Below are 20534 nucleotides of genomic sequence, written 5' to 3' on the forward strand. Positions count from 1 at the left end.
TGAGCCTCACTGGTCCAAGGCGTTGTCGATCGCCTTCACCGCGGCCTCCCAGCCCTCCTGGGGACTGCGGCCCTTCTGGTCGACCTGGAGCATCCCGATGTCCGCCAGGTTCTGTGAGATCACCAGGTCCTTCGGACCGACCACAGTCACCGGCACCCCCTCCGCCGCCTTCGCGAAGATCTCGCCGATCGGGGCCCCTCCGAAGTACGCGTGCTGCGCGCCCGACACCGTCGGCAGCTTGTAGGCGGCGCTCGCGCTCGGGAAACTGCCCCGCTTCTCGAAGAGCTTCGCCTGCTGCGCCGGAGCCGTCAGCCAGGCCGCCAGCTTCGCCGCCTCCTGGGCGTGCTTGCCGGCCTTCGGCACCACCAGGAAGGAGCCGCCCCAGTTGCTCGGCTTCGGCGCCTGCGCCACGTCCCACTTGTCCTTGCCCGCCGGGCCCGCCTTGTCCTGGATGTAGCCGAGCATCCAGGCCGGGCAGGAGACCGTGGCGAAGGACCCGTTGGCGAAGCCCTGGTCCCAGGCCGGGGTGAACTGCTGGAGCTTGGCGCTCAGCCCCTCGGTGGCGAAGGAGGCCGCCAGGTCGAAGGCCCCGCGCACCGCGGGGTTGGTCTTGTAGACGACCTTGCCCTGCTCGTCGTAGAAGCGCTGCGCGCTGCTGCCGGTCACCGCCGCCATCACGCCCGATGCGGAGTCCACGAAGGCCTTGCCCTCGCCCGCCTTCGCCTTGTACGCCTTGCCCGCCTCCAGGTACTTGTTCCAGTCGCCCGCCCACAGCGCCCCGACCGCCGCCCGGTCGCTGGGCAGCCCGGCCGCCTCGAAGAGGTCCTTGCGGTAGCAGATCCCCTGCGGCCCGATGTCGGTGCCCAGGCCGACCGTGGCCCCGCCCTTCGCCGCGCTCGCCGTGCCCTGCGCCCACTTCCAGGGCAGGTACGCGGCCTTGTCCACCCCCGGCGCCTTGCCCAGGTCGACGAGCTTGTCGGCCTGGGTGGCGGTGATCTCGGCGATGTTGTTGACCTCGACGGCCTGGATGTCGGCGAGCCCGCTCCCGGTCCCCAGGTGGGTGAGGAGCTGGGGGTAGTAGTTCTCGTTCCGCTCGATCGAGGTCTGCTCGATGCGGATCCCGGGATTCTGGGCCATGTACTCGTCGTAGAGGCCGGCCTCCTGGAGGCCGAAGGCCCCGAAGACCCCGACGGTGAGGGTGGTCTTCCCCTTGTCGCCGGCCGGGGCGCCGCTTTCGGACTTCTCGGCCGGATCCTGCGCGCACCCCGCGAGCAGCAGGGCCGCCGCTCCCACCGCGGTGACTGCCGTGGCAAGGGTTCTTCGGGCTCGGACGGGGACTCGGGCTGGGGCTCGCATGTGCATCCTCCTTGAAGGACGGGACGTGCCGGGTGTCGTGTGCCACAGTGTGGGAGCGCTCCCACAGCCGTCAAGGGGTAGATTCACAGCCGGGAGGAAGCCATGAAGGGGCAAGGGCGCAAAAGGGGACGGCCGACCCTGGAGGAGGTCGCGGTGCGCGCCGGAGTCGGGCGCGGCACGGTCTCCCGGGTGATCAACGGTTCCTCCAAGGTCAGCGACCACACCAGGACCGCCGTGGAGGCGGCCGTCGCCGAGCTGGGCTACGTGCCCAACCGCGCGGCCCGCGCCCTCGCGGCCAACCGTACCGACGCCATCGCTCTCGTGATTCCCGAGCCGGAGGCCCGCTTCTTCGCCGAGCCGTACTTCTCCGACGTGGTCCGCGGGGTCGGCTCCGCCCTCGCCGAGACCGACGTCCAGCTCGTCCTCACCCTGGCCGGCAGCGACCGCGAGCGCCGCCGCCTCTCCCAGTACCTGTCGGGGCACCGCGTCGACGGGGTGCTCCTCGTCTCCGTCCACGCCGGGGATCCGCTGCCGGAGCTGCTGGCCGAGCTCGGCATCCCGACGGTGATCAGCGGCCGCCGCTCCGCCGCCGAGACGCTGCCCTCGGTGGATTCGGACAACCTGGGGGGCGCGGCCGAGGCCGTACGCCACCTCGTCGGCCGGGGCCGCCGCGCGATCGCCACGATCACCGGACCGCTGGACGTGTACGGGGCCCAGTGCCGCCTCGACGGCTACCGGCAGGCCCTGGCCGCCGCCGGGCACCTGGCCGACGAGGGGCTGATCTCGGTCGGCGACTTCACCGAGGAGGGCGGCCGCCGGGCCATGCGCGAGCTGCTGGAGCGCCGCCCGGCGCTCGACGCGGTCTTCGCGGCCTCGGACGTCATGGCGGCGGGCGCCCGGCGGGAGCTGCGCGCGGCCGGCCGCCGGATTCCGCAGGACGTGGCGCTGGTCGGCTTCGACGACTCGGTGGTGGCCCGGCACATGGACCCGCCGCTGACCAGCGTCCGGCAGCCGATCGAGGAGATGGGCCGGACCATGGCGCGGGTGCTGCTGGCCGGGATCGCCGGGGAACCGGGGGGAGACGCGGCCGTCGTGCTCCCGAACCGGCTGGTGGTCCGGGAGTCCTCGTGAAGCAGTCCTCGTGAACGCAGAAGGTCCCGGTCCGCTTTCGCGGACCGGGACCTTCTCATCAGGGTGAGTGACGGGACTTGAACCCGCGGCCACCTGGACCACAACCAGGTGCTCTACCAACTGAGCTACACCCACCATGTCCGGTCGGAGAACCGACCGGCCGAAGAAAAGGGTACAGGGTCCGGGAGGGTGCTCGCTCCCCCCTTATCGCGCCCCTCGCTCCGGGTCGGCTATTCGGCGGGCAGGACGTGCTTGGCGGCGATGCTCCGAGCCGTGTCCGAGTCGGGCCCGGGCTGCGGAACGAAGACCGCCTCCCGGTAGTAGCGCAGCTCGGCGATGGACTCCTTGATGTCCGCGAGCGCCCGGTGGTTGCCGTTCTTGGGCGGGCTGTTGAAGTACACCCGCGGGTACCAGCGGCGCGCCAGCTCCTTGACCGAGGACACGTCCACGATCCGGTAGTGCATGTAGCTCTCCAGCGCCGCCATGTCACGCAGCAGGAACCCGCGGTCGGTGCCGACCGAGTTTCCGCAGAGGGGCGCCTTGCGGGGCTCCTTCACGTGCTCCCGTACGTATGCCAGGACCTGCGCCTCGGCATCCGCCAGGGTGGTCCCGCCGGCCAGCTCTTCGAGCAGTCCGGAGGAGGTGTGCATCTCGCGCACCACGTCGGGCATGGTCTCCAGGGCCGCGTCCGGCGGGCGGATCACGATGTCCACGCCTTCGCCGAGCACGTTGAGCTCCGAGTCGGTGACCAGTGCGGCCACCTCGATAAGTGCGTCGTCCGTCAACGAGAGCCCGGTCATCTCGCAGTCGATCCACACCATGCGATCGTTCATGTGTCCCACCTTATGCGGTCCCCTCGGGCCCGGACCGCATATGCGGAAGGTCCCCCATCGGCGGTGACCGATGGAGGACCTTCGCTTGCCGTACCCGTTGTGTGGGTTACGCGTGTTCCCGCAGGACCCGGCCGGGGGCGTACAGCTCCGTCACCGTCGGGCCCGCCGCGGCCAGGGCCGCCGCCGCCCGCTGGGGCTGCGGAGTGCGCTGGTGCGGAACCGGGCTCTCCTGGAGCTGGGACACCTGAGCCACGTCGGCCTGCGGCCGTCGTGCCCGGTAGGCGGAGCGGTAGGCGGCCGGGGAGGACCCCAGCTGCCGCCGGAAGTGCCCGCGCAGGGCGACCGGCGAACGGAACCCGCAGCGACCGGCGACCTCGTCGACCGAGTAGTCGGAGGTCTCCAGCAGCCGCTGTGCCTGGAGCACCCGCTGGGTGATCAGCCACTGGAGCGGCGCGCTGCCGGTCAGCGAGCGGAACCGGCGGTCGAAGGTGCGCCTGCTCATGTAGGCGCGGGCCGCCAGGGTCTCCACGTCGAACTGCTCGTGGAGGTGTTCCAGCGCCCAGGCGACGACCTCGGCCAGCGGGTCGGCGCCGATCTCCTCCGGCAGCGACCGGTCGAGATAGCGCTCCTGTCCGCCCGTACGGCGCGGCGGGACGACGAGCCTGCGGGCCAGGGCCCCGGCCGCCTCACTGCCGTGGTCCGTGCGCACGATGTGCAGGCACAGGTCGATTCCGGCCGCCGTGCCCGCGGACGTGAGCACGTCTCCGTCGTCGACGAACAGCTCGCGCGGATCGACATGGACGGACGGGTACCGCTTGGCCAGCGTCGGCGCGTACATCCAGTGCGTCGTCGCGGGCCGGCCGTCCAGCAGACCGGCGGCGGCGAGCACGAAGGCTCCCGTGCACAGTCCGACGATCCGGGCTCCCTCCTCGTGCGCCAGACGCAGTGCGTCGAGCGCCTCCGGAGGGGGTGGTGAAGTGATGGAACGCCATGCGGGCACGACGACCGTGCCTGCCCGGGCGATCGCCTCCAACCCGTATGGCGCGGTCAGTTCGAGTCCGCCGGTGGTCCTGAGCGGACCGTCCTCACCGGCGCACACGAGCAATCGGTAGCGTGGAACTCCCGCGTCCTGCCGGTCAATGCCGAACACGGAAAGTGGAATGGAGCTCTCGAAGATCGGTCCGCCGCTGAAGAGCAGCACCGCGACAATCTCCCTGCGGCGACGCCCCGCGAGCTTCCGGCCGGCGTCCGCGACGACGGCGGTGGAATCCTGGCTCATGGCGCTAAGCCCCCCTTGGGTGTCGCGACTCCTTGGTCTGGTCGCACCTGCACGTTTCCCCTCGGCCTTGCACGTGGATCCCCCGCCGTAAATACATGATCGAATCTACTGCGTCCCGTGGTGTCGGCGTGACAAGTTCAGCACGCAGCGCTATGTCGACTTCTCAACTTGGCGAAAAGCATTCGATCAGGAAGCGTTCCACTCCGCTACCTGGGTGGGAGGCGTCCGGTCCGCTCGTGGCCAGTACCCGTAGGGTCGAAGCGCCCCCCGGCGTCTGTCGTCGCTGGTGGTAGGGGGGTTGGGGGGACATTCCGGCAAGAAGGCCACTCTGCTGGGAAGTTGGCTGAAAACATGCGGGTGTGGGTGTGCGAATGAGTCAGTCGTGCGGGGACGGCGCCGCGCGCGGGGCGGAACCGCCGCAGACGCGATGTCCACCGGAGCCGCCGCGCGAGTGCCGGCCGCGGGGGGCGGGCCCGAGCCGTTCCTCCACCGGAACTCGAGCCGTGGCCCGCTCCGCCCTCTCCGAGTAGCGCAGCAGCACCCGGCACGCGGCCGTCACCGCCAACAGGCCGAGGGTGGCGACCGCGGCCCCGCCGAAGGAGGTTCCGTAGACGACGAGGACCACGGGGACGAGCAGGCAGCTGAAGGCGGCCCAGCGCACGACGTCACCCGCGGGGTCGTCGTGACGACGTCCGGCGGGGTGCACGGACGAGTGAAGAGCGGAACGGTGGGAAGGGGCGTGGAGCGGGGCGGTGTGGGCGTACTGGTGGACGGACTGTGTCGGCTGAGCTGGCTGGACGGGGTGTACCGGATGGCCGGGCACGGCGTGCTCCCTGCGGGCTCTTCCTGGACGGTCGGACCCATGCCCAACGCGGCTCGGCCGGGCTCGGTCACTGCGCGCACGGGTGGCGCCGGGCCCGATCGTCACTGGCTGTAGGGGACAGCGGGCATTGCCAAGGCGGGCTCGCTCCGGCATGCTCCCTGGGACGCTCTCCAAGGGCGGCAAGCCCTGTGCAGGACAGGAGTGTCGCCGTACCCTGGTGGGTATGGGCTTGGGAAGATGCTTCCCGGACAGAGCCCCGTTACCCAGCGTCGCCGAATTTCGCCCCTGTTGCTTCCTCCAAGGACCTCTTCGCCGAGATACCGATGGCCGGTCACGAATTCTCCGAACCCGCGGACCGCAAGCGCAAACGCGTCGCCGACCCCGCGTCGGCCGCCGATCTGCGCGCGGTGGAACAGACACGCCTACCCTGCGATCCGGCCTTCCGGCACGGGGTCGTTGTGGGATTCGACGGATCCACGTCCAGTGAGCGCGCACTCGCGTACGCGATCGGCATGGCCCGTCGCTCCGGCTCCGGTCTGATCATCGTCCATGTCGCCAACCGGCTGCCCACCACCGTCTGGGCCGGCTGTGAGCCCCCCGTCTTCGTGGACGTGCCGGACCACCGCACCGAGGTGCTGGGGCTGGAGCTCGCCTGCGCGGATTATCTGGCCGAGGTGCCCTGGATCCTGGTCGAGCGGGGCGGGGACATCTGCCACGAGCTGGAGGAGGTCGGCCGGGAGTATTCGGCCGACGCCATCGTGGTCGGCTCCACGCACGGCATCGTGGGCCGGATCTTCGGGTCCGTGGCGGGCAGGCTGGCCAAGCGCGCACAGCGACCGGTCGTTGTCATTCCGTGACCGTCTGTTAAGCCGATTGTGCGGTTGTGCACCCGTGTAAAGGGTAGATAAATGCTGCTGGGACGCAGCAAACAACTGCAGATCGAAGGGAGCCCGCCGTGGACAATGGTGTCTCTGCGGGAAGCACGGCCTCGACTTCGACCCTCGGGAACATCGCCCTGGGTCTCACCCTTCTCGCGTTCGGTATCGGCCACACCGGTGTCATCGACGGAGTGACCGCCGCCAATTCCGTGTCGCTCGCGATGTACGTCGGCGGCGCGGCCCTTTTCCTCCTCGGGCTCCTCGAGTACCGCGGCGGCAACGGGTTCAACGGCACCGCGTTCGCGGGCCTCGGCGTCTTCTGGTTCACCTGGGCCAAGGGAGCCGGGGCGTCGGTCTCCGACGAAGCCGCCGGAACGTTTCTGGTCCTCTTCGCCCTGCTCGCGCTGACCCTCACGGTCGCCGCGGCGAGCGGTCTGTTCAGCCAGGGCGTCTATGCCCTGCTGACCCTGTCCCTCCTCCTGTTGGCCATAGGCTCGTTCGCGGGCAGCGATGGCCTCGCCAAGGCCGGCGGCTGGGTCGCCGCCGTGTCCGGGCTGCTGGCCTGGTACGGAGCCACCGCGGCACTGGCGCACTGGCCGATGGCGGTGGGCAAGGGCTCGAGGCGCGGCGCGGTCGCCGCAGGCTGAACACCCTGTGCGAAGACCCCCGTGCGCGGTGCGCACGGGGGTCTTCGCATGTCTCAGGCCAACAGGCCGCCGGCTACTCGACCGTGACCGACTTCGCCAGGTTGCGCGGCTTGTCGATGTCCCGGCCCATGGCCAGGGCCGTGTGGTACGCCAGCAGCTGGAGCGGGATGCCCATCAGGATCGGGTCCAGCTCGTCCTCGTTCTTGGGGACCACGATGGTGTGGTCCGCCTTCTCCTGCTCGCGGTGCGCGACCGCCAGGATCCGGCCGCTGCGCGCCTTGATCTCCTCGAGCGCCGCGCGGTTCTTCTCCAGCAGGTCGTCGTCCGGGACGATCGCGACGGTCGGCAGCGAGGGCTCGATCAGCGCCAGCGGACCGTGCTTGAGCTCGGAGGCCGGGTAGGCCTCGGCGTGGATGTAGGAGATCTCCTTCAGCTTGAGGGAGGCCTCCAGGGCCACCGGGTAACCGCGCACCCGGCCGATGAACATCATCGACTTGGCCTCGGCGAACTCGGCCGCCAGCTTCTTGATGTCGTCCTCGCCGTCGAGGATCTCCTGGATCTGCGCGGGCAGCTTGCGCAGGCCCTCGATGATCCGCTTGCCGTCGGTGACCGACAGGTCCCGGATGCGGCCCAGGTGCACGGCCAGCAGCGCGAAGGCGACGACCGTGTTGGTGAAGCACTTGGTGGAGACGACGCAGACCTCGGGGCCGGCGTGCACGTACACGCCGCCGTCCGCCTCGCGGGCGATCGCGGAGCCGACCACGTTGACCACGCCGAGGACGCGGGCGCCCTTGCGCTTGAGCTCCTGCACCGCCGCGAGCACGTCGTACGTCTCACCGGACTGGGACACCGCGATGTAGAGGGTGTCGGGGTCCACGACCGGGTTGCGGTAGCGGAACTCGGAGGCCGGCTCGGCGTCCGCGGGGATCCGGGCCATGCCCTCGATGAGGCCGGCGCCGATGAGGCCCGCGTGGTACGAGGTGCCGCAGCCCAGGATCTTGACCCGGCGGATGCCGCGCGCCTCGCGCGGGTCCAGGTTCAGGCCGCCCAGGTGCACCGTGTTGAAACGGTCGTCGATCCGGCCGCGCAGCACGCGGTCGACCGCGTCGGGCTGCTCGGAGATCTCCTTGTGCATGTAGGTGTCGTGACCGCCCATGTCGTAGGAGGCGGCCTCCCACTCCACGGTCTCCGGGGTGGCGGTGGTGGTGGCACCGCTGGTGGTGTAGGTGCGGAAGTCGTCGGCCTTCAGGGTGGCCATCTCGCCGTCGTCGAGGGTGACGACCTGGCGGGTGTGGGCGACCAGGGCGGCGACGTCCGAGGCGACGAACATCTCCTTCTCGCCGATGCCCAGGACGACGGGGGAGCCGTTGCGGGCGACGACGATGCGGTCGGCGAAGTCGGCGTGCATGACGGCGATGCCGTAGGTGCCCTCGATCGCCTTGACGGCCTCGCGGACCTTCTCCTCGAGGGAGTCGGCCAGGGAGCGGGCGATCAGGTGGACGATCACCTCGGTGTCGGTCTCCGAGACGAAGACGACGCCCTCGGCCTCGAGCTTGGCGCGCAGCTCGGAGGCGTTGTCGACGATGCCGTTGTGGACGACGGCCACCTTGTTCTCGGCGTCGAGGTGGGGGTGGGAGTTGATGTCGCTCGGGGCGCCGTGCGTGGCCCAGCGGGTGTGGGCGATGCCGGTGGTGCCGGCGAAGCGCTTGGGGACGCGGGACTCCAGCTCGCGGACCCGGCCCTTGGCCTTGACGACCTTCAGGGCCGCGGCCTTCGGGCTGTTGACGACGATGCCCGCGGAGTCGTATCCGCGGTACTCGAGGCGCTGCAGGCCTTCCAGCAGCAGTGGTGCAACGTCACGCTTGCCGATGTAACCGACGATTCCGCACATACGGTTATGCCCCTCCTGAAGTTCGGTACGTGTGCTCGGGTGGCTGGGTCTCAGCCGGTGTCGCAGCCGTGCGTCAGCCGTAGACGATGCGGCGCAGCTGCCGGAGCGAGAGCTCCGGAGGCGCCACGGCGCGGTGCGGCAGCTCGGCCGCGATCCGCTCGAAGATCTCCGCGTTGACCGCTCCGCCGGACTGCAGTTCCCGGTGGCGGCGGCGGACGAACTCCTCGGTCGTCTCGTCGAAGTACGCGAGCACGTCGAGCACCACCCGGGCGGCCTCACCCCGCTGCAGCGAGGTGCTGCGCACCAGGTGGTCGACGAGGTCGTCATGCGACGGGCGGCGATCGAGCACCCGTAGATACTGGCGGGTCAGGGCGCCGAACGCAAAGATCCTGCCCGAAATCGGGCAGGATCCTTCTGGTCTGGACCAGTGGAATGGATGGATCCGGTCAGAAACGCCGCAAAACGGCCTGCTTGGCCGCCGCGAACTCGTCGGCCGTGAGGATCCCCGACTGGTGCAGCTCGCCGAGCTCGCGCAGGCGGCGCAGGAGGGTGTCGTGGTCCGCCGCTGAATCCTCCGCCGACCCCGCCGGCCGCGCGGCCGGGCCGGCGCCCAGGGCCCCGGCGGGGGCGGCCGGATCGGCCGGAGCAGCCGCCGGGTGGGGCATCCGGGCCGCCACCGCCGCCGCGACCAGCGCCATCAGCGGGTCGTTCTTGAAACCGAAGAGCTCCACCGTGAAGGGGTCGTACTTGGGCGACGCGGGCGCCGCGGTGCCCGCCTGGAGGAAGCGCAGCCAGCCGCTCGTCAGCCCCTTGGACGGGGACCACTCCACCGACCGCAGGTCCGCCACCCGGAACGCCCGCGTCCCGCCGGATCGCTTGGCCTCCTCGGCCGTCCAGTTCCACTCCAGGGACACCCGGTCCCCGTCGAAGGCCACGGTCCCGTCGCCCGCGCCCGCCGTGATCGGCACCGCGGGGCCCGGCAGCAGGTACTCGCGCGTGGGCCCGGTCTCCACCTGGTCCAGCAGGAGCGCTCCCCGCACCTCGTCCACGAAGTACTCCGCCACCCCGGTCCGGTCCGTCTCCACGGTCAGCCGGTACGGGTCGGAGGCGTCCGGCAGCCGCCCGCCGGTCACCTGGAGCAGCGGGTCCGCGCCGTCACGCAGCCGCAGCCGCAACCGGCCCGCCTTGCGCCCCGGTTCGAAGCTGATCCCGGCCAGCGCGCGCAGCGGGACGGCCACTTCGCCGAGCGTCTGGCGCAGCAGGCCCACCCCCTTGTCGCGGCCCGGCACGATGCGCACCGTGTCCCCGTCGAAGCTCCAAGTGCCGTCCTTCTGGATGATTTCCGCCATCCGACGATTCTCGCACCGGCCGTGGCGGCCCAATTGGCCTATACCTGAGCCATGAGAGTCCTGCGACGCACGCTCGGCACCCTCCTCGTCCTCTCCGTGCTCGGCGCGGCAACGTCCTGTACGACCGCCCGGGGTGACGACGCCAGCCCCGGCGACGACGCCCCCGCCGCCGCCCTGACCCCCTTCGAACGGCTCCTTCCGGCGCCCGTCTCCGCACGAGCCGAAGGCCCCGGGTATTCCTTCGGGGCGGGCACGGTCATCCGTACCGGCCCGGGACCCGACGAGGAGGTCCGGCGGGTCGGCGAGCTCCTCGCCGAGCAGCTGCGCGGCCCGAGCGGGCTCCCGCTGCCGGTGGTCGACGGGGCCGAGGGGGACGGGATCCGGCTCCGCGTCGACGAGGAGGCCGAGGGGGTCGGGGACGAGGGGTACCGGCTGGAGTCCGGACCGGACGGGATCACCCTCACCGCACGGACCCCGGCCGGCCTGTTCCACGCCGGGCAGACGCTGCGGCAGCTGGTACCGGTGACCGGGCCCGGGACGGTGCCCGGCGGGACCGTCTCCGACCGGCCGCGCTTCGCGTACCGGGGCGCGATGATCGACATCGCGCGGCACTTCTTCACGGTGGAGCAGGTGAAGAGGTACGTCGACCAGCTCGCCCAGTACAAGGTCAACACCCTGCACGTGCACCTGACCGACGACCAGGGGTGGCGTCTCGCGATCGACTCCTGGCCGCGGCTGGCGGAGTACGGGGGCGGCAGCGAGGTCGGCGGCGGACCCGGCGGCCACTGGACGAAGGACGAGTACCGGGAGCTCGTCGCGTACGCGGGGGAGCGGTACGTGGACGTGGTCCCGGAGATCGACATGCCGGGGCACACGAACGCGGCGCTCGCCTCGTACGCGGAGCTGAACTGCGACGGGAAGGCCCCGGCGCGGTACACCGGGATCAAGGTGGGCTTCAGCTCGCTGTGCGTCGCCAAGGAGCGGACCTACGAGTTCATCGACGAGGTGCTCGGCGAGCTGGCGGAGCTGACGCCGGGCCGCTACCTGCACATCGGCGGCGACGAGGCGCACTCGACGCCGGCGGCGGACTACGCGGCCTTCATGGACCGGGCGCAGGCGGTGGTGGGCCGGTACGGCAAGACGGTGGTCGCCTGGCACCAGCTCGCGGCGGCGCGGCCGGCGGCGGGGGCGGTGCTGCAGTACTGGGGGCACGACCGGACCCCGGCCGCGGAGAAGGCTCGGGTCGTCGCGGCCGCGAAGGCCGGGCACCCGCTGATCCTGTCGCCGGCGGACCGGCTGTACCTGGACATGAAGTACGACCTGGCGACGAAGCCGGGCCTGGCGTGGGCCGGGTTCGTCCCGGTGAAGAGGTCGTACTCGTGGAACCCGGGGGCCTACCTGGCCGGGGTCCCGGAGTCGGCCGTCCTGGGGGTGGAGGCGCCGCTGTGGACGGAGACGATCGCCACGCGGGCGGACTGGGAGCTGATGGCGTTTCCGCGGGTGCTGGGGCTGGCGGAGCTGGGCTGGTCGCCCGCCGGTGCGCTCGACTGGGCGTCGTACAGCCTGCGCCTGGCCGCGCAGGGGCCGCGCATGGATGCGCAGGACATCGCGTACTACCGGGCGCCGGACGTGCCGTGGTCTTAGCGGTGCGGCGCCGTTGCCGGGGCTCCGCCCCAGACCCCGCGCCTCAAACGCCGGCGGGGCTGATATTGCCCTGCGGGCAATCGGGCGGGCTGCCGAGGGACCGTATCGGCAGCCCGCCCGGGCCTGGTTACCGCCGCGCAGCGAACCGCGCGAGGGGGTTCTTGAGGGTGCCGATCAGTTGGAGTGCGGCGGAGGGGTCGGCGAGGTCGACCATCTGCTTGTTGTTGCGCAGCTGGAGGCGGTTGAGGCAGGACAGCTGGAACTCCTCGGCGAACAGGTCGTAGCGCTCGAAGCGGTCCGACAGGGCCGGCAGGGAGTCCTGGTACTCGTGGGCGCAGTCCGCGACCGCCCGCCAGAAGGTGTCCTCCTCGCAGATGCCCTCCGTCGTCAGGATCGAGCCGAGGAAGCGGAAGAAGCAGTCGAAGACGTCCGTGAAGATCGACAGCAGCTTCATGTCCTCCGGGACGTCCGCCCGGACCCGCTCGACCGCGGGCGGCAGCACCGCGTCCGGGTCCATGACCACGATCTCCTCGGCGATGTCCTTGAAGATCGCCCGCTTCACCACGCCGCCCTCGATGACGAGGATCGTGTTCTCGCCGTGCGGCATGTAGGCGAGGTCGTACTGGTAGAAGCAGTGCAGGAGCGGGACCAGGTAGGCCCGCAGGTACGAACGCAGCCACTCGGCGGGGGTCAGTCCCGATTCCGCGATCAGGGCGCCGACGAAGGACTTGCCCTCGGCGTCGACGTGGAGGAGCGAGGCCATCGTGGCCAGGCGCTCGTCGCCCTGGAGGGAGTTCACCGGGGACTCGCGCCAGAGCGCTGCCAGCATCTTGCGGTACGGGGAGTACCGGTCGGTGGCGCGCTCGTACTGGCGGTGGTGGTAGCCGATCGCCGCGCGCTCGCGGATGATCGAGAAGTCGACGGACTGCAGCACGGAGTCCGACTCGATCAGCTGGTGGAGCCAGTCGTTGATGGCCGGGGTGGCCTCCATGTACGCGGCCGACAGGCCCCGCATGAAGCCCATGTTCAACACCGAGATCGCCGTTTTGACGTAGTGCTTCTCGGGGGCGCTGGTGTTGAAGAAGGTGCGGATCGACTGCTGAGCCAGGTACGCGTCCGTGCCCTCGCCCAGCAGGACCAGGCGGCGGTTGGCGATCTCGGCGGCGAAGGTGATCGTGGTCTTGTTCCACCACTGCCAGGGGTGGACCGGGAAGAGGTGGTAGTCCGCCAGGTCCAGGCCGAGGGCGGTCATCTTGGCGGAGAAGGCCGAGAGCGTCTCGTCGCCCAGTTCGGCGCGCATGAAGGAGTCGTGGTCCAGGCCCGCGCCCGCGGTGAAGGTGGAGACGTCCTTGCGGGCCGCCACCCACACCAGGTGGACCGGGCTCGCGGTCTCCGGGGCGTACGAGAGGTACTCGTGCACGCCGAAGCCGAGGCGGCCGTTGTTCGCGACGAAGCAGGGGTGGCCCTCGGTCATGCCGGTCTCGATGTCCTGGAAGGAGGACTTGGCGAGGACGGCGGAGGAGATCTGCGGCTTCGTGTACTTGAAGCCCGAACCGGCCAGGGTGGAGGAGATCTCCTCCAGGTAGACGGGAAGGACTTCGGCGCTGAGACCCAGGGACTGCTGCAGCTCGATGTGGAAGTCCAGGGCGTCCAGCGGAAGCTCGGTACCGTCCTGGTGGCGGGTGATGGACGACTCGTCCACCGACCAGTGGTCCAGGGCGTGGTGCGTGGCCGCGAAGCGGTACTCCACCGAGGAGTCCTCGCTCAGGACCGAGTAGAGACCGGAGTCCAGCGGCTTCGGGGTCAGCAGGCGCTCGTGGGAGAACTCCGCGAGGGCCTTGCGGACCAGGGCGCGGTTGGCGCGGGCCCACAGCTCGGGGGAGAGGTGGGAGACGGCGTCGGCGAGGCTCATATCGAGAGCTCCTTGATGAGGCCGGTGGCCGACTCGAACTGGGCGCGGGTGCAGAAGCTGAGGAGGGCTTCCTTCTCCGGCTTGGTGACCGGGCCGTCGGGCACGAAGCCGACCGCCTCGTTCAGGGCGTGGACGGCGGTGTTGCGGACGTCGGGCTCGACCACGACGCGCTGCGCCTCCGGGTCGGCGAACACGGCCGTCATGACGGTGGTGATGACCGCGCGGGTGAACCCGTGCAGCGGCTGCTCGCTCGGCGCGACGAGGAAGTGCATGCCGACATCGCCGGGCTGGGCCTCGTACAGGCCGACGAGCTCCAGGCGGGCCGGGTCGTACGTCTCCATCAGGAAGGCGGGACGGCCCTCGTGGAGGCCGATGAAGGCCTGGTGGTGCTCGGCCGCGGCGATCTTCATGTACTCGCGCTCGACGTCCGGCAGCGAGGCGTCCTGCATCATCCAGAACGAGGCCTTGGGGTGCGTGACCCAGCCGTGCAGGAGCTCCGCGTCGGCGAAGGGGTCCAGCGGGCGGACGGCGAAGGTGCCGAGGGCCGCGTCGGTGCGGGAGTACAGGATCTCGGTGGTGGAGCCGGTGGTGCTCATGCGTGCATGCCTTCCGGGACTGCGAACTGCTGGAACGCGATGGACTTCTCGACCTTGTAGTACTCGCGGCCGAGGAGCTCGCCGATGATGTACGCGTTGCGGTACGCGGCCATGCCCAGGTCGGGCGAGGTGAGGGAGTGGTTGTGGGTCGTGCCGTTCTGGAGGTAGACCCCGCGGCCGGTGCTGTCGACGCTGTAGTTGCGGGCGGCGTCCAGCCGGCCTCGGCCGTCGAAGTTCAGCCGGTCGCGCACGGGGGCGAGGAACTCCGGGACCGTGTACTTGTAGCCGGTGGCCAGGACCAGGCCCTCGGAGGCGAGGGAGAAGTCCCGCTCCTGCTCCTCGTGGCGAAGGCCCAGGGTGTACGTGCCCGTGGTGGTGTCGTAGGCCGTGCTGTTCAGCGAGGTGTTCGTCAGCAGGGTCGTGGGGACCGGGCCCGGCATGGTGATCCTCTTCTGGTAGAGCAGGTCGAAGATGGCGTTGATCAGATCGCCGTCGATGCCCTTGAAGAGGTTCTTCTGCTGGGTCTCCAGCCGGTAGCGGGTGTCCTCGGGGAGGGCGTGGAAGTAGTCCACGTACTCGGGGGAGGTCATCTCCAGCGTCAGCTTCGTGTACTCCAGCGGGAAGAACCGCGGTGAGCGCGTGACCCAGTTGAGCTGGTAGCCGTACACGTCGATCTCGGCGAGGAGGTCGTAGTAGATCTCGGCGGCGCTCTGGCCCGAGCCGACCAGAGTGATCGACTTCTTCTTCTGGAGCTCTGCCTTGTTCTGCATGTAGGCGGAGTTGTGCAGGAAGTCGCCGCCGAGACCGGCGCAGGCTTCCGGGACGAAGGGCGGGGTGCCGGTGCCCAGGACCAGGCGGCGGGCCAGGTGGGTCTCGCCCTTGTCGGTGCGGACCTGGTAGAGACCGGCCTGCTCGTCGTAGGTGACCTCGGTGACGGAGGTGGACCACAGGACGTTGTCGAGGCGGTCGGCGGCCCAGCGGCAGTAGTCGTTGTACTCGGCCCGCAGCGGGTAGAAGTTCTCCCGGATGTAGAAGGAGTACAGCCGGTCCTGGTCCTTCAGGTAGTTCAGGAAGGAGAACGGCGAGGTCGGGTCGGCGAGGGTGACCAGGTCCGACATGAACGGCGTCTGCAGGTGCGCGCCGTCCAGGAACATTCCGGCGTGCCACTCGAAGTGCGGCTTCGACTCGATGAACAGCCCGTCGAGCTCGTCGATCGGCGCGGTCAGGCAGGCGAGTCCCAGGTTGAAGGGACCGAGGCCGATGCCGATGAAGTCACGGGGCTTAACGGTGGACGGCAAGGGATTCTCCCAGGAACTGCGCGGCGTGTGCGGCAAGAAGGTCGAGGACGGCAGAGATGTCGGCCGTCGTGGTCTGAGGGTTGAGAAGCGTGAACTTCAGGTACTGGTCCCCGTCCACCTTGGTGCCGGCGACGACGGCCTCACCCGAGGCGAACAGGGCCTTGCGGGCGTGCAGGTTGGCCTCGTCGACCAGGTCCCCGCGGACATCGCCCTCCGGCACGTAGCGGAAGACGAGGGTGGAGATCTGGGGCTTGACGACGACCTCGAAGCGCGGGTCGGCGTCGATGATGTCCCAGCCCGCGGCGGCCAGGTCGATGACCTCGTCGAAGAGGGCGCCGACACCGTCGGCGCCCATGACGCGCAGGGTCATCCAGAGCTTGAGCGCGTCGAAGCGGCGCGTGGTCTGGATGGACTTGTCCACCTGGTTGGGGATGCGCTCCTCGGCCATGCGGCGCGGGTTGAGGTAGTCCGCGTGGTACGTGGCGTGCTTCAGCGTGTCGCGGTCGCGGACCAGCATGGCGCTGGAACTGACGGGCTGGAAGAACGACTTGTGGTAGTCGACGGTGACGGAGTCGGCGTGCTCGATGCCGTCGAGGAGGTGCCGGCGGGTGGGGGAGACCAGCAGTCCGCAGCCGTAGGCGGCGTCCACGTGCATCCACGCGGAGTGCTCGGCGGTCAGGCGGGCGATCTCGGGGAGCGGGTCGATGGACCCGAAGTCGGTGGTGCCGGCGGTGGCGACGACGGCCATCGGGAAGAGGCCCTCGGTGGCGCACTCCTCGAGCTCCAGGGCGAGCACCGCGGTGTCCATCCGGCGGTTGCGGTCGACCGGGACGGCGATGACGGCCTCGTAGCCGAGTCCGAGCATGGCGGCCGACTTCTTCACGCTGAAGTGGCTGGCCTCGGAGGTGAAGATGCGCAGCTTGGGGAGGACCTCGGACTTCGCCAGCTCGCGCCCCTCGTCCAGCGCGCGCTTCATCACGATGCGGCAGGCCTCGTCGCGGGCCAGCAGCAGGGCGTGGAAGTTGGACTGGCTGCCGCCGGAGGTGAAGATGCCGTCCGCGTCGGGGCCGAGGCCGATGCGCTGCGCGGTCCAGTCGATGAGGCGGCGCTCGATGAGCGTGCCGCCGATGGACTGGTCCCAGGTGTCGAGCGAGGAGTTGACGGCCGAGATGATCGCCTCGCCGAGCACCGCCGGGATGACGACCGGGCAGTTGAGGTGGCCCAGGTAGCGCGGGTGGTGGAAGTACACCGCGTCGCGCAGGTAGACGTCCTCCAGCTCGTCCAGGACGGCGGCGGGGTCCTCGAGCGGCTTGTCCAGGTCGATCCCGTTGATGACCGGGGCGAGTTCGGCGACGGAAATACCGGTGTGGGGCCGTTCCGTGGTCGCGAGTTTGGCGGCGACACGTTCGACGCCCTCGGTGACGGAGCGCCGGTAGAGGTCCGCGGTCGTCTCGTTCAGCAGATGCGAGCGCATCAACTTTCCTCCGGGCAGGGGGAGAAGGGGGGGGTGGGGTGTGTTGCTTAGGTTAGCCTAACCTAAGTTTCAAGCCAAATGGAGATGGGCCCCGGCCGGAAGCCGGGGCCCATCTCTGAAGTTCCCTGTGACGTACGGGGGTTGGCTACAGCTCGGAAGCGGGGTCCTCACTGGGGGCCTTGCCCGCGTACGCCTCGGCGAGGAGCTGCTCCTCGCTCGCGCCGAGCCGCCAGTAGCCGGTGAAACTCACCGAGCGGCGGTCGACGGAGCGTTCCTGCACGAAGTGGCGGCGCGTCGCGCGCACGGTGCCCGCCTCGCCCGCCAGCCACACGTACGGGGCTTCGGCGGCAAGCGACCCGGCCGAGCGCAGCGCGCCCAGCACCTGCTCGGTGCGCTCATGGCCGTCGCCCTCGCGGACGATCCAGGTGATGTCCGCTTCGGCGAGCGTCGACAGCGCGAGCCGGTCGTCCTCGTGCGGGACCTCGAACCAGGCGCGGACCCGCGTCCCGGCCGGCAGCCGGTCCAGGATCGCGGCCGCAGCCGGCAGGGCGGTCTCGTCCGCGTACATCCAGACCGCGTCGGCGCCCGCCGGCCGGCGGAAACGTACGGACTTGTTCTCCGCGACGGCCGGGCCGATCGCCAGGATCCGGCGGCCGGTCACCGCCCGGCCCGCCCAGTGGGAGGCGGGGCTCGAGTCCCCGTGCAGGACGAAGTCGATGTCGACCTCGTCCACGCCCTCGGCCGTACGGCGCTGTTCGCGCACGGTGTAGGAGCGCATCACCGGCCGTTCCTCGTCCGGCATCCCGCGCCAGGCGGCGAACCAGGTGTCCTCGTCCGTGGACGGGAGCACGGTGTGCTCCTGGCCGGACGGGGGCAGGAAGAGCGACAGGCTCTGGTCGAAGCCGCCCGAGCGGAAGTCCGCGAGGGACTCACCGCCGAACGTGACCCGCAGGAACGAGTGGCCGAGGCGGCGCGTGCGGAGCACGTCGAGCGCGAAGAACCGGAAGTGCGCGACGGCCGGGACGTCGGACGCGGTGACGGTCATGCGGAGAGTCCCCCCTGGGATTCAGCCGGAAGGAAAGGCGGTCAGCTGACCTTCTTGGCGTTCTGGACGGCCTTCGCGAGCTCCTCGAGGATCGTGGCGCACTTGTCGTACGAGTAGATCGGCTCGGTGACGCGCGGGGTGATCTGGCCGGCCTTGACCGCCGGGAGCTCGGCCCAGGTGGCCTTCGCCTTCAGCTCCTCCGGCTGCAGGGTGCCGGTGCGGTTGTCGAGCAGGACGACGTCGGCCTTGTACTTGCCGGCGTTCTCCCAGCTGAGGCTCTCGAAGAAGCCGCCCTCGTCCAGCTTCTCCGGCGTGACGAACTCGACGCCGAGCTGCTTGAAGTACTTCAGGTCGGCCGAGGTGTCCGGGGTGGAGACGTAGAACAGGTCGGCGGAGCCGGAGCCGACGAGGACCTTGACGCCCGGGTTGGCCTTGGTGGCCGCGCGGACCTTCCCGGCGGCCGACTCGAAGCGGGCCTTGGCGTCGACGGTGTTCTTGGCGTTCATGTCGGCGCCGAGGGACTTGGCGAGCTCCGCGGTGCGCTCCAGCGCCTTGTCCAGGGTGGCGTCGCCGCCCACGGAGATGGCGGCGGCCGGGGCCAGCTGCGTGATCTTGTCCTTGGAGGCCTCGGGCACGTACCAGAGGGTGCCGTCCCAGGTGTTGGTGACGAGCAGGTCGGGCTGGAGGGCCGCGTACTTCTCGACGTTGAACTCGTCGTAGACGTTGCCGATGATCTCGACCTTGGAGATGTCCATCGAGCCGGCCTGGACGTCGGGCTTGCCGTCGGCGGTCTTGGTCGGGCCGAACACGCCCTTGACCGGGATGCCGTAGTCGTACAGCGCGGCGGCGGTGCCGGTGAAGGCGACGATGTTCTTCGGCTTCGCCTTGGTGCTGACGTCCTTGCCGAGGTCGTCCTTGAAGGTCCAGGGGCCCGACGCCGCGGCGCCCTTGTCCGCTCCGCCGTCGCCCTTCGCCGAATCGGTGCCGCCGCACGCGGCCAGTGCCGCGACGAGGCCGAGGGCGCCGCCGGCCGCGATGAATCCGCGACGGGTGAAGGAGGAGGTTCGGGACTTGGGCATGTCGATGTCCGATTTCGTGCGTGCCGGGCGGCCACTGAGCCGTTCGGAGGGAAGGTTAGCCTAACCTTGGCCGAAAACGGTAAGGGGGCCCTAAGTTTTCTTAGGACCCCCGGCACACGAGCGGACTGCGACTAGGCGGAGAAGCCCAGTTCACGGGCGATGAGCATGCGCTGGACCTCGCTGGTGCCCTCGCCGATCTCCAGGATCTTCGAATCCCGCCACATGCGCGCCACCGGGTACTCGTTCATGAACCCGTAGCCGCCGTGGATCTGGGTGGCCTCACGGGCGTTGTCCACGGCGACCGTGGAGGAGTACAGCTTCGCGATCGCCGCCTCCTTCTTGAACGACTCCCCGCGGACCAGCCGGGAAGCGGCGTCGCGCCATCCGATGCGGGCCATGTGCGCGCGCATCTCCATGTCGGCGAGCTTGAACTGGATGGCCTGGTTGTCGCCGATGGCCTTGCCGAAGGCGTGCCGCTCCTTCGCGTACTTCACCGACTCGTCCACACAGCCCTGGGCCAGGCCCGTCGCGAGCGCGGAGATGGCGATCCGGCCCTCGTCGAGGATCCGCAGGAACTGCGCGTAGCCGCGGCCTTCTTCGCCGACCAGGTTGGCGAGGGGGACCCGTACGCCGTCGAAGGACAGCTCGCGGGTGTCCGAGGAGTTCCAGCCCACCTTGGAGTACGGGGCGGCGACCGTGAAACCGGGCGTGCCGGACGGGACGATGATCGAGGAGATCTCCGGGCGGCCGTCCGCCTTGCGGCCCGTCACGGCCGTGACCGTGACCAGACCGGTGATGTCCGTACCGGAGTTGGTGATGAAGCACTTCGAGCCGTTGATGACCCACTCGTCGCCGTCGCGGACGGCGGTGGTGCGGGTGCCGCCGGCGTCGCTGCCGGCGCCCGGCTCGGTCAGACCGAAGGCGCCCAGGATCTCGCCGGAGCACATCTTCGGCAGCCACTCCCGCTTCTGCTCCTCGGTACCGAAGAGGTAGAGGGGCATGGCGCCCAGGGAGACCCCGGCCTCCAGGGTGATGGCGACCGAGGAGTCGACGCGGGCCAGCTCCTCCAGGGCGATGCCGAGGGCGAGGTAGTCGCCGCCCATGCCGCCGTACTCCTCCGGGAAGGGCAGGCCGAACAGGCCCATGCGGCCCATCTCGGCGACGATCTCGTACGGGAACTCGTGCCGCTCGTACAGGTCGCCGATCTTGGGCGCGACGACGTCGTGCGCGAACGCCTCGACGGTACGGCGGAGTTCCTCGTGCTCGGGGGTGAGCCGGTGGTCGAGGGACATGTCTTCG

Annotated in this window: 18 protein-coding genes and 1 tRNA gene; 4 read left to right on the forward strand and 15 right to left on the reverse strand. The window is 70.1% G+C overall.

Going from position 1 to position 20534, the window contains the following annotated elements:
- Positions 1 to 6 precede the first annotated feature (6 nt).
- On the reverse strand, positions 7 to 1356 hold the full coding sequence (locus OHA89_RS23770; RefSeq protein ID WP_266609628.1) for an ABC transporter substrate-binding protein: 1350 nt from the start codon (positions 1354 to 1356) through the stop codon (positions 7 to 9).
- A 102-nt stretch (positions 1357 to 1458) separates the two neighbouring features.
- On the opposite strand from OHA89_RS23770, the gene OHA89_RS23775 reads away from it, so the two are divergent.
- Complete coding sequence (locus OHA89_RS23775) at positions 1459 to 2487, forward strand: LacI family DNA-binding transcriptional regulator (protein ID WP_266609629.1); 1029 nt, start codon at positions 1459 to 1461, stop codon at positions 2485 to 2487.
- 62 nt (positions 2488 to 2549) lie between these two features.
- Here OHA89_RS23775 and OHA89_RS23780 read toward each other — a convergent pair.
- The 4 genes from OHA89_RS23780 to OHA89_RS23795 all read right to left on the reverse strand — a co-directional run bounded on the left by OHA89_RS23780 (position 2550) and on the right by OHA89_RS23795 (position 5422).
- A tRNA-His gene (locus OHA89_RS23780) sits at positions 2550 to 2622 on the reverse strand.
- A 95-nt stretch (positions 2623 to 2717) separates the two neighbouring features.
- Positions 2718 to 3320 (reverse strand): oligoribonuclease, encoded by a 603-nt coding sequence (gene orn, locus OHA89_RS23785; RefSeq protein ID WP_406367045.1) that lies wholly within the window; start codon positions 3318 to 3320, stop codon positions 2718 to 2720.
- A gap of 106 nt (positions 3321 to 3426) precedes the next feature.
- A complete protein-coding gene (locus OHA89_RS23790; protein WP_215147416.1) occupies positions 3427 to 4599 on the reverse strand; it encodes a helix-turn-helix domain-containing protein in 1173 nt (390 codons plus the stop codon).
- Between the two features lie 376 nt (positions 4600 to 4975).
- Positions 4976 to 5422 (reverse strand): hypothetical protein, encoded by a 447-nt coding sequence (locus OHA89_RS23795; protein WP_323186017.1) that lies wholly within the window; start codon positions 5420 to 5422, stop codon positions 4976 to 4978.
- A 323-nt stretch (positions 5423 to 5745) separates the two neighbouring features.
- Here OHA89_RS23795 and OHA89_RS23800 point away from each other — a divergent pair, with 323 nt between their 5' ends.
- Together OHA89_RS23800 and OHA89_RS23805 are read left to right on the forward strand one after the other, a co-directional pair.
- Positions 5746 to 6279: a universal stress protein gene (locus tag OHA89_RS23800; RefSeq protein ID WP_215147414.1), complete on the forward strand. Its 534-nt coding sequence runs from the start codon at positions 5746 to 5748 to the stop codon at positions 6277 to 6279.
- A 98-nt stretch (positions 6280 to 6377) separates the two neighbouring features.
- Positions 6378 to 6947: an acetate uptake transporter gene (locus OHA89_RS23805; RefSeq protein ID WP_215147412.1), complete on the forward strand. Its 570-nt coding sequence runs from the start codon at positions 6378 to 6380 to the stop codon at positions 6945 to 6947.
- 73 nt (positions 6948 to 7020) lie between these two features.
- Here OHA89_RS23805 and glmS read toward each other — a convergent pair whose 3' ends face one another.
- From glmS to OHA89_RS23820, 3 genes are all read right to left on the reverse strand, one after another.
- Positions 7021 to 8838 carry a glutamine--fructose-6-phosphate transaminase (isomerizing) gene (gene glmS, locus OHA89_RS23810; RefSeq protein ID WP_215147410.1) on the reverse strand — a complete coding sequence of 606 codons (1818 nt, stop codon included), beginning with the start codon at positions 8836 to 8838 and terminating at the stop codon, positions 7021 to 7023.
- A 73-nt stretch (positions 8839 to 8911) separates the two neighbouring features.
- The gene (locus OHA89_RS23815; protein WP_069920372.1) at positions 8912 to 9187 is read right to left on the reverse strand and encodes a hypothetical protein; all 276 of its coding nucleotides are present in this window, start codon (positions 9185 to 9187) and stop codon (positions 8912 to 8914) included.
- 97 nt (positions 9188 to 9284) lie between these two features.
- Positions 9285 to 10187 carry a DUF4429 domain-containing protein gene (locus OHA89_RS23820; RefSeq protein ID WP_266609630.1) on the reverse strand — a complete coding sequence of 301 codons (903 nt, stop codon included), beginning with the start codon at positions 10185 to 10187 and terminating at the stop codon, positions 9285 to 9287.
- A 51-nt stretch (positions 10188 to 10238) separates the two neighbouring features.
- On the opposite strand from OHA89_RS23820, the gene OHA89_RS23825 reads away from it, so the two are divergent.
- Complete coding sequence (locus OHA89_RS23825) at positions 10239 to 11831, forward strand: beta-N-acetylhexosaminidase (protein WP_266609631.1); 1593 nt, start codon at positions 10239 to 10241, stop codon at positions 11829 to 11831.
- A gap of 127 nt (positions 11832 to 11958) precedes the next feature.
- Here OHA89_RS23825 and OHA89_RS23830 read toward each other — a convergent pair whose 3' ends face one another.
- The 7 genes from OHA89_RS23830 to OHA89_RS23860 form a co-directional block, all read right to left on the reverse strand.
- Complete coding sequence (locus OHA89_RS23830; protein ID WP_406367046.1) at positions 11959 to 13743, reverse strand: IucA/IucC family protein; 1785 nt, start codon at positions 13741 to 13743, stop codon at positions 11959 to 11961.
- A complete protein-coding gene (locus OHA89_RS23835; protein WP_266609633.1) occupies positions 13740 to 14339 on the reverse strand; it encodes a GNAT family N-acetyltransferase in 600 nt (199 codons plus the stop codon). The genes OHA89_RS23830 and OHA89_RS23835 overlap by 4 nt, the downstream gene beginning before the upstream one ends.
- The gene (locus tag OHA89_RS23840; RefSeq protein WP_266609634.1) at positions 14336 to 15637 is read right to left on the reverse strand and encodes a lysine N(6)-hydroxylase/L-ornithine N(5)-oxygenase family protein; all 1302 of its coding nucleotides are present in this window, start codon (positions 15635 to 15637) and stop codon (positions 14336 to 14338) included. The genes OHA89_RS23835 and OHA89_RS23840 overlap by 4 nt, the downstream gene beginning before the upstream one ends.
- On the reverse strand, positions 15621 to 17111 hold the full coding sequence (locus tag OHA89_RS23845; RefSeq protein ID WP_406367047.1) for a pyridoxal phosphate-dependent decarboxylase family protein: 1491 nt from the start codon (positions 17109 to 17111) through the stop codon (positions 15621 to 15623). The genes OHA89_RS23840 and OHA89_RS23845 overlap by 17 nt, the downstream gene beginning before the upstream one ends.
- A gap of 145 nt (positions 17112 to 17256) precedes the next feature.
- Positions 17257 to 18156: a siderophore-interacting protein gene (locus OHA89_RS23850; protein WP_266609636.1), complete on the reverse strand. Its 900-nt coding sequence runs from the start codon at positions 18154 to 18156 to the stop codon at positions 17257 to 17259.
- A gap of 41 nt (positions 18157 to 18197) precedes the next feature.
- Entirely contained in the window at positions 18198 to 19235 is a 1038-nt protein-coding gene (locus OHA89_RS23855) for an ABC transporter substrate-binding protein (protein WP_266609637.1), read from the reverse strand.
- Positions 19236 to 19366: 131 nt separating this feature from the next.
- Complete coding sequence (locus OHA89_RS23860) at positions 19367 to 20527, reverse strand: acyl-CoA dehydrogenase family protein (protein WP_215147393.1); 1161 nt, start codon at positions 20525 to 20527, stop codon at positions 19367 to 19369.
- Between the last annotated feature and the right edge of the window lie 7 nt (positions 20528 to 20534).

Origin of the sequence: Streptomyces sp. NBC_01546 (genome assembly GCF_045208355.1) — a bacterium.
In the GTDB taxonomy this organism is placed as follows: domain Bacteria; phylum Actinomycetota; class Actinomycetes; order Streptomycetales; family Streptomycetaceae; genus Streptomyces.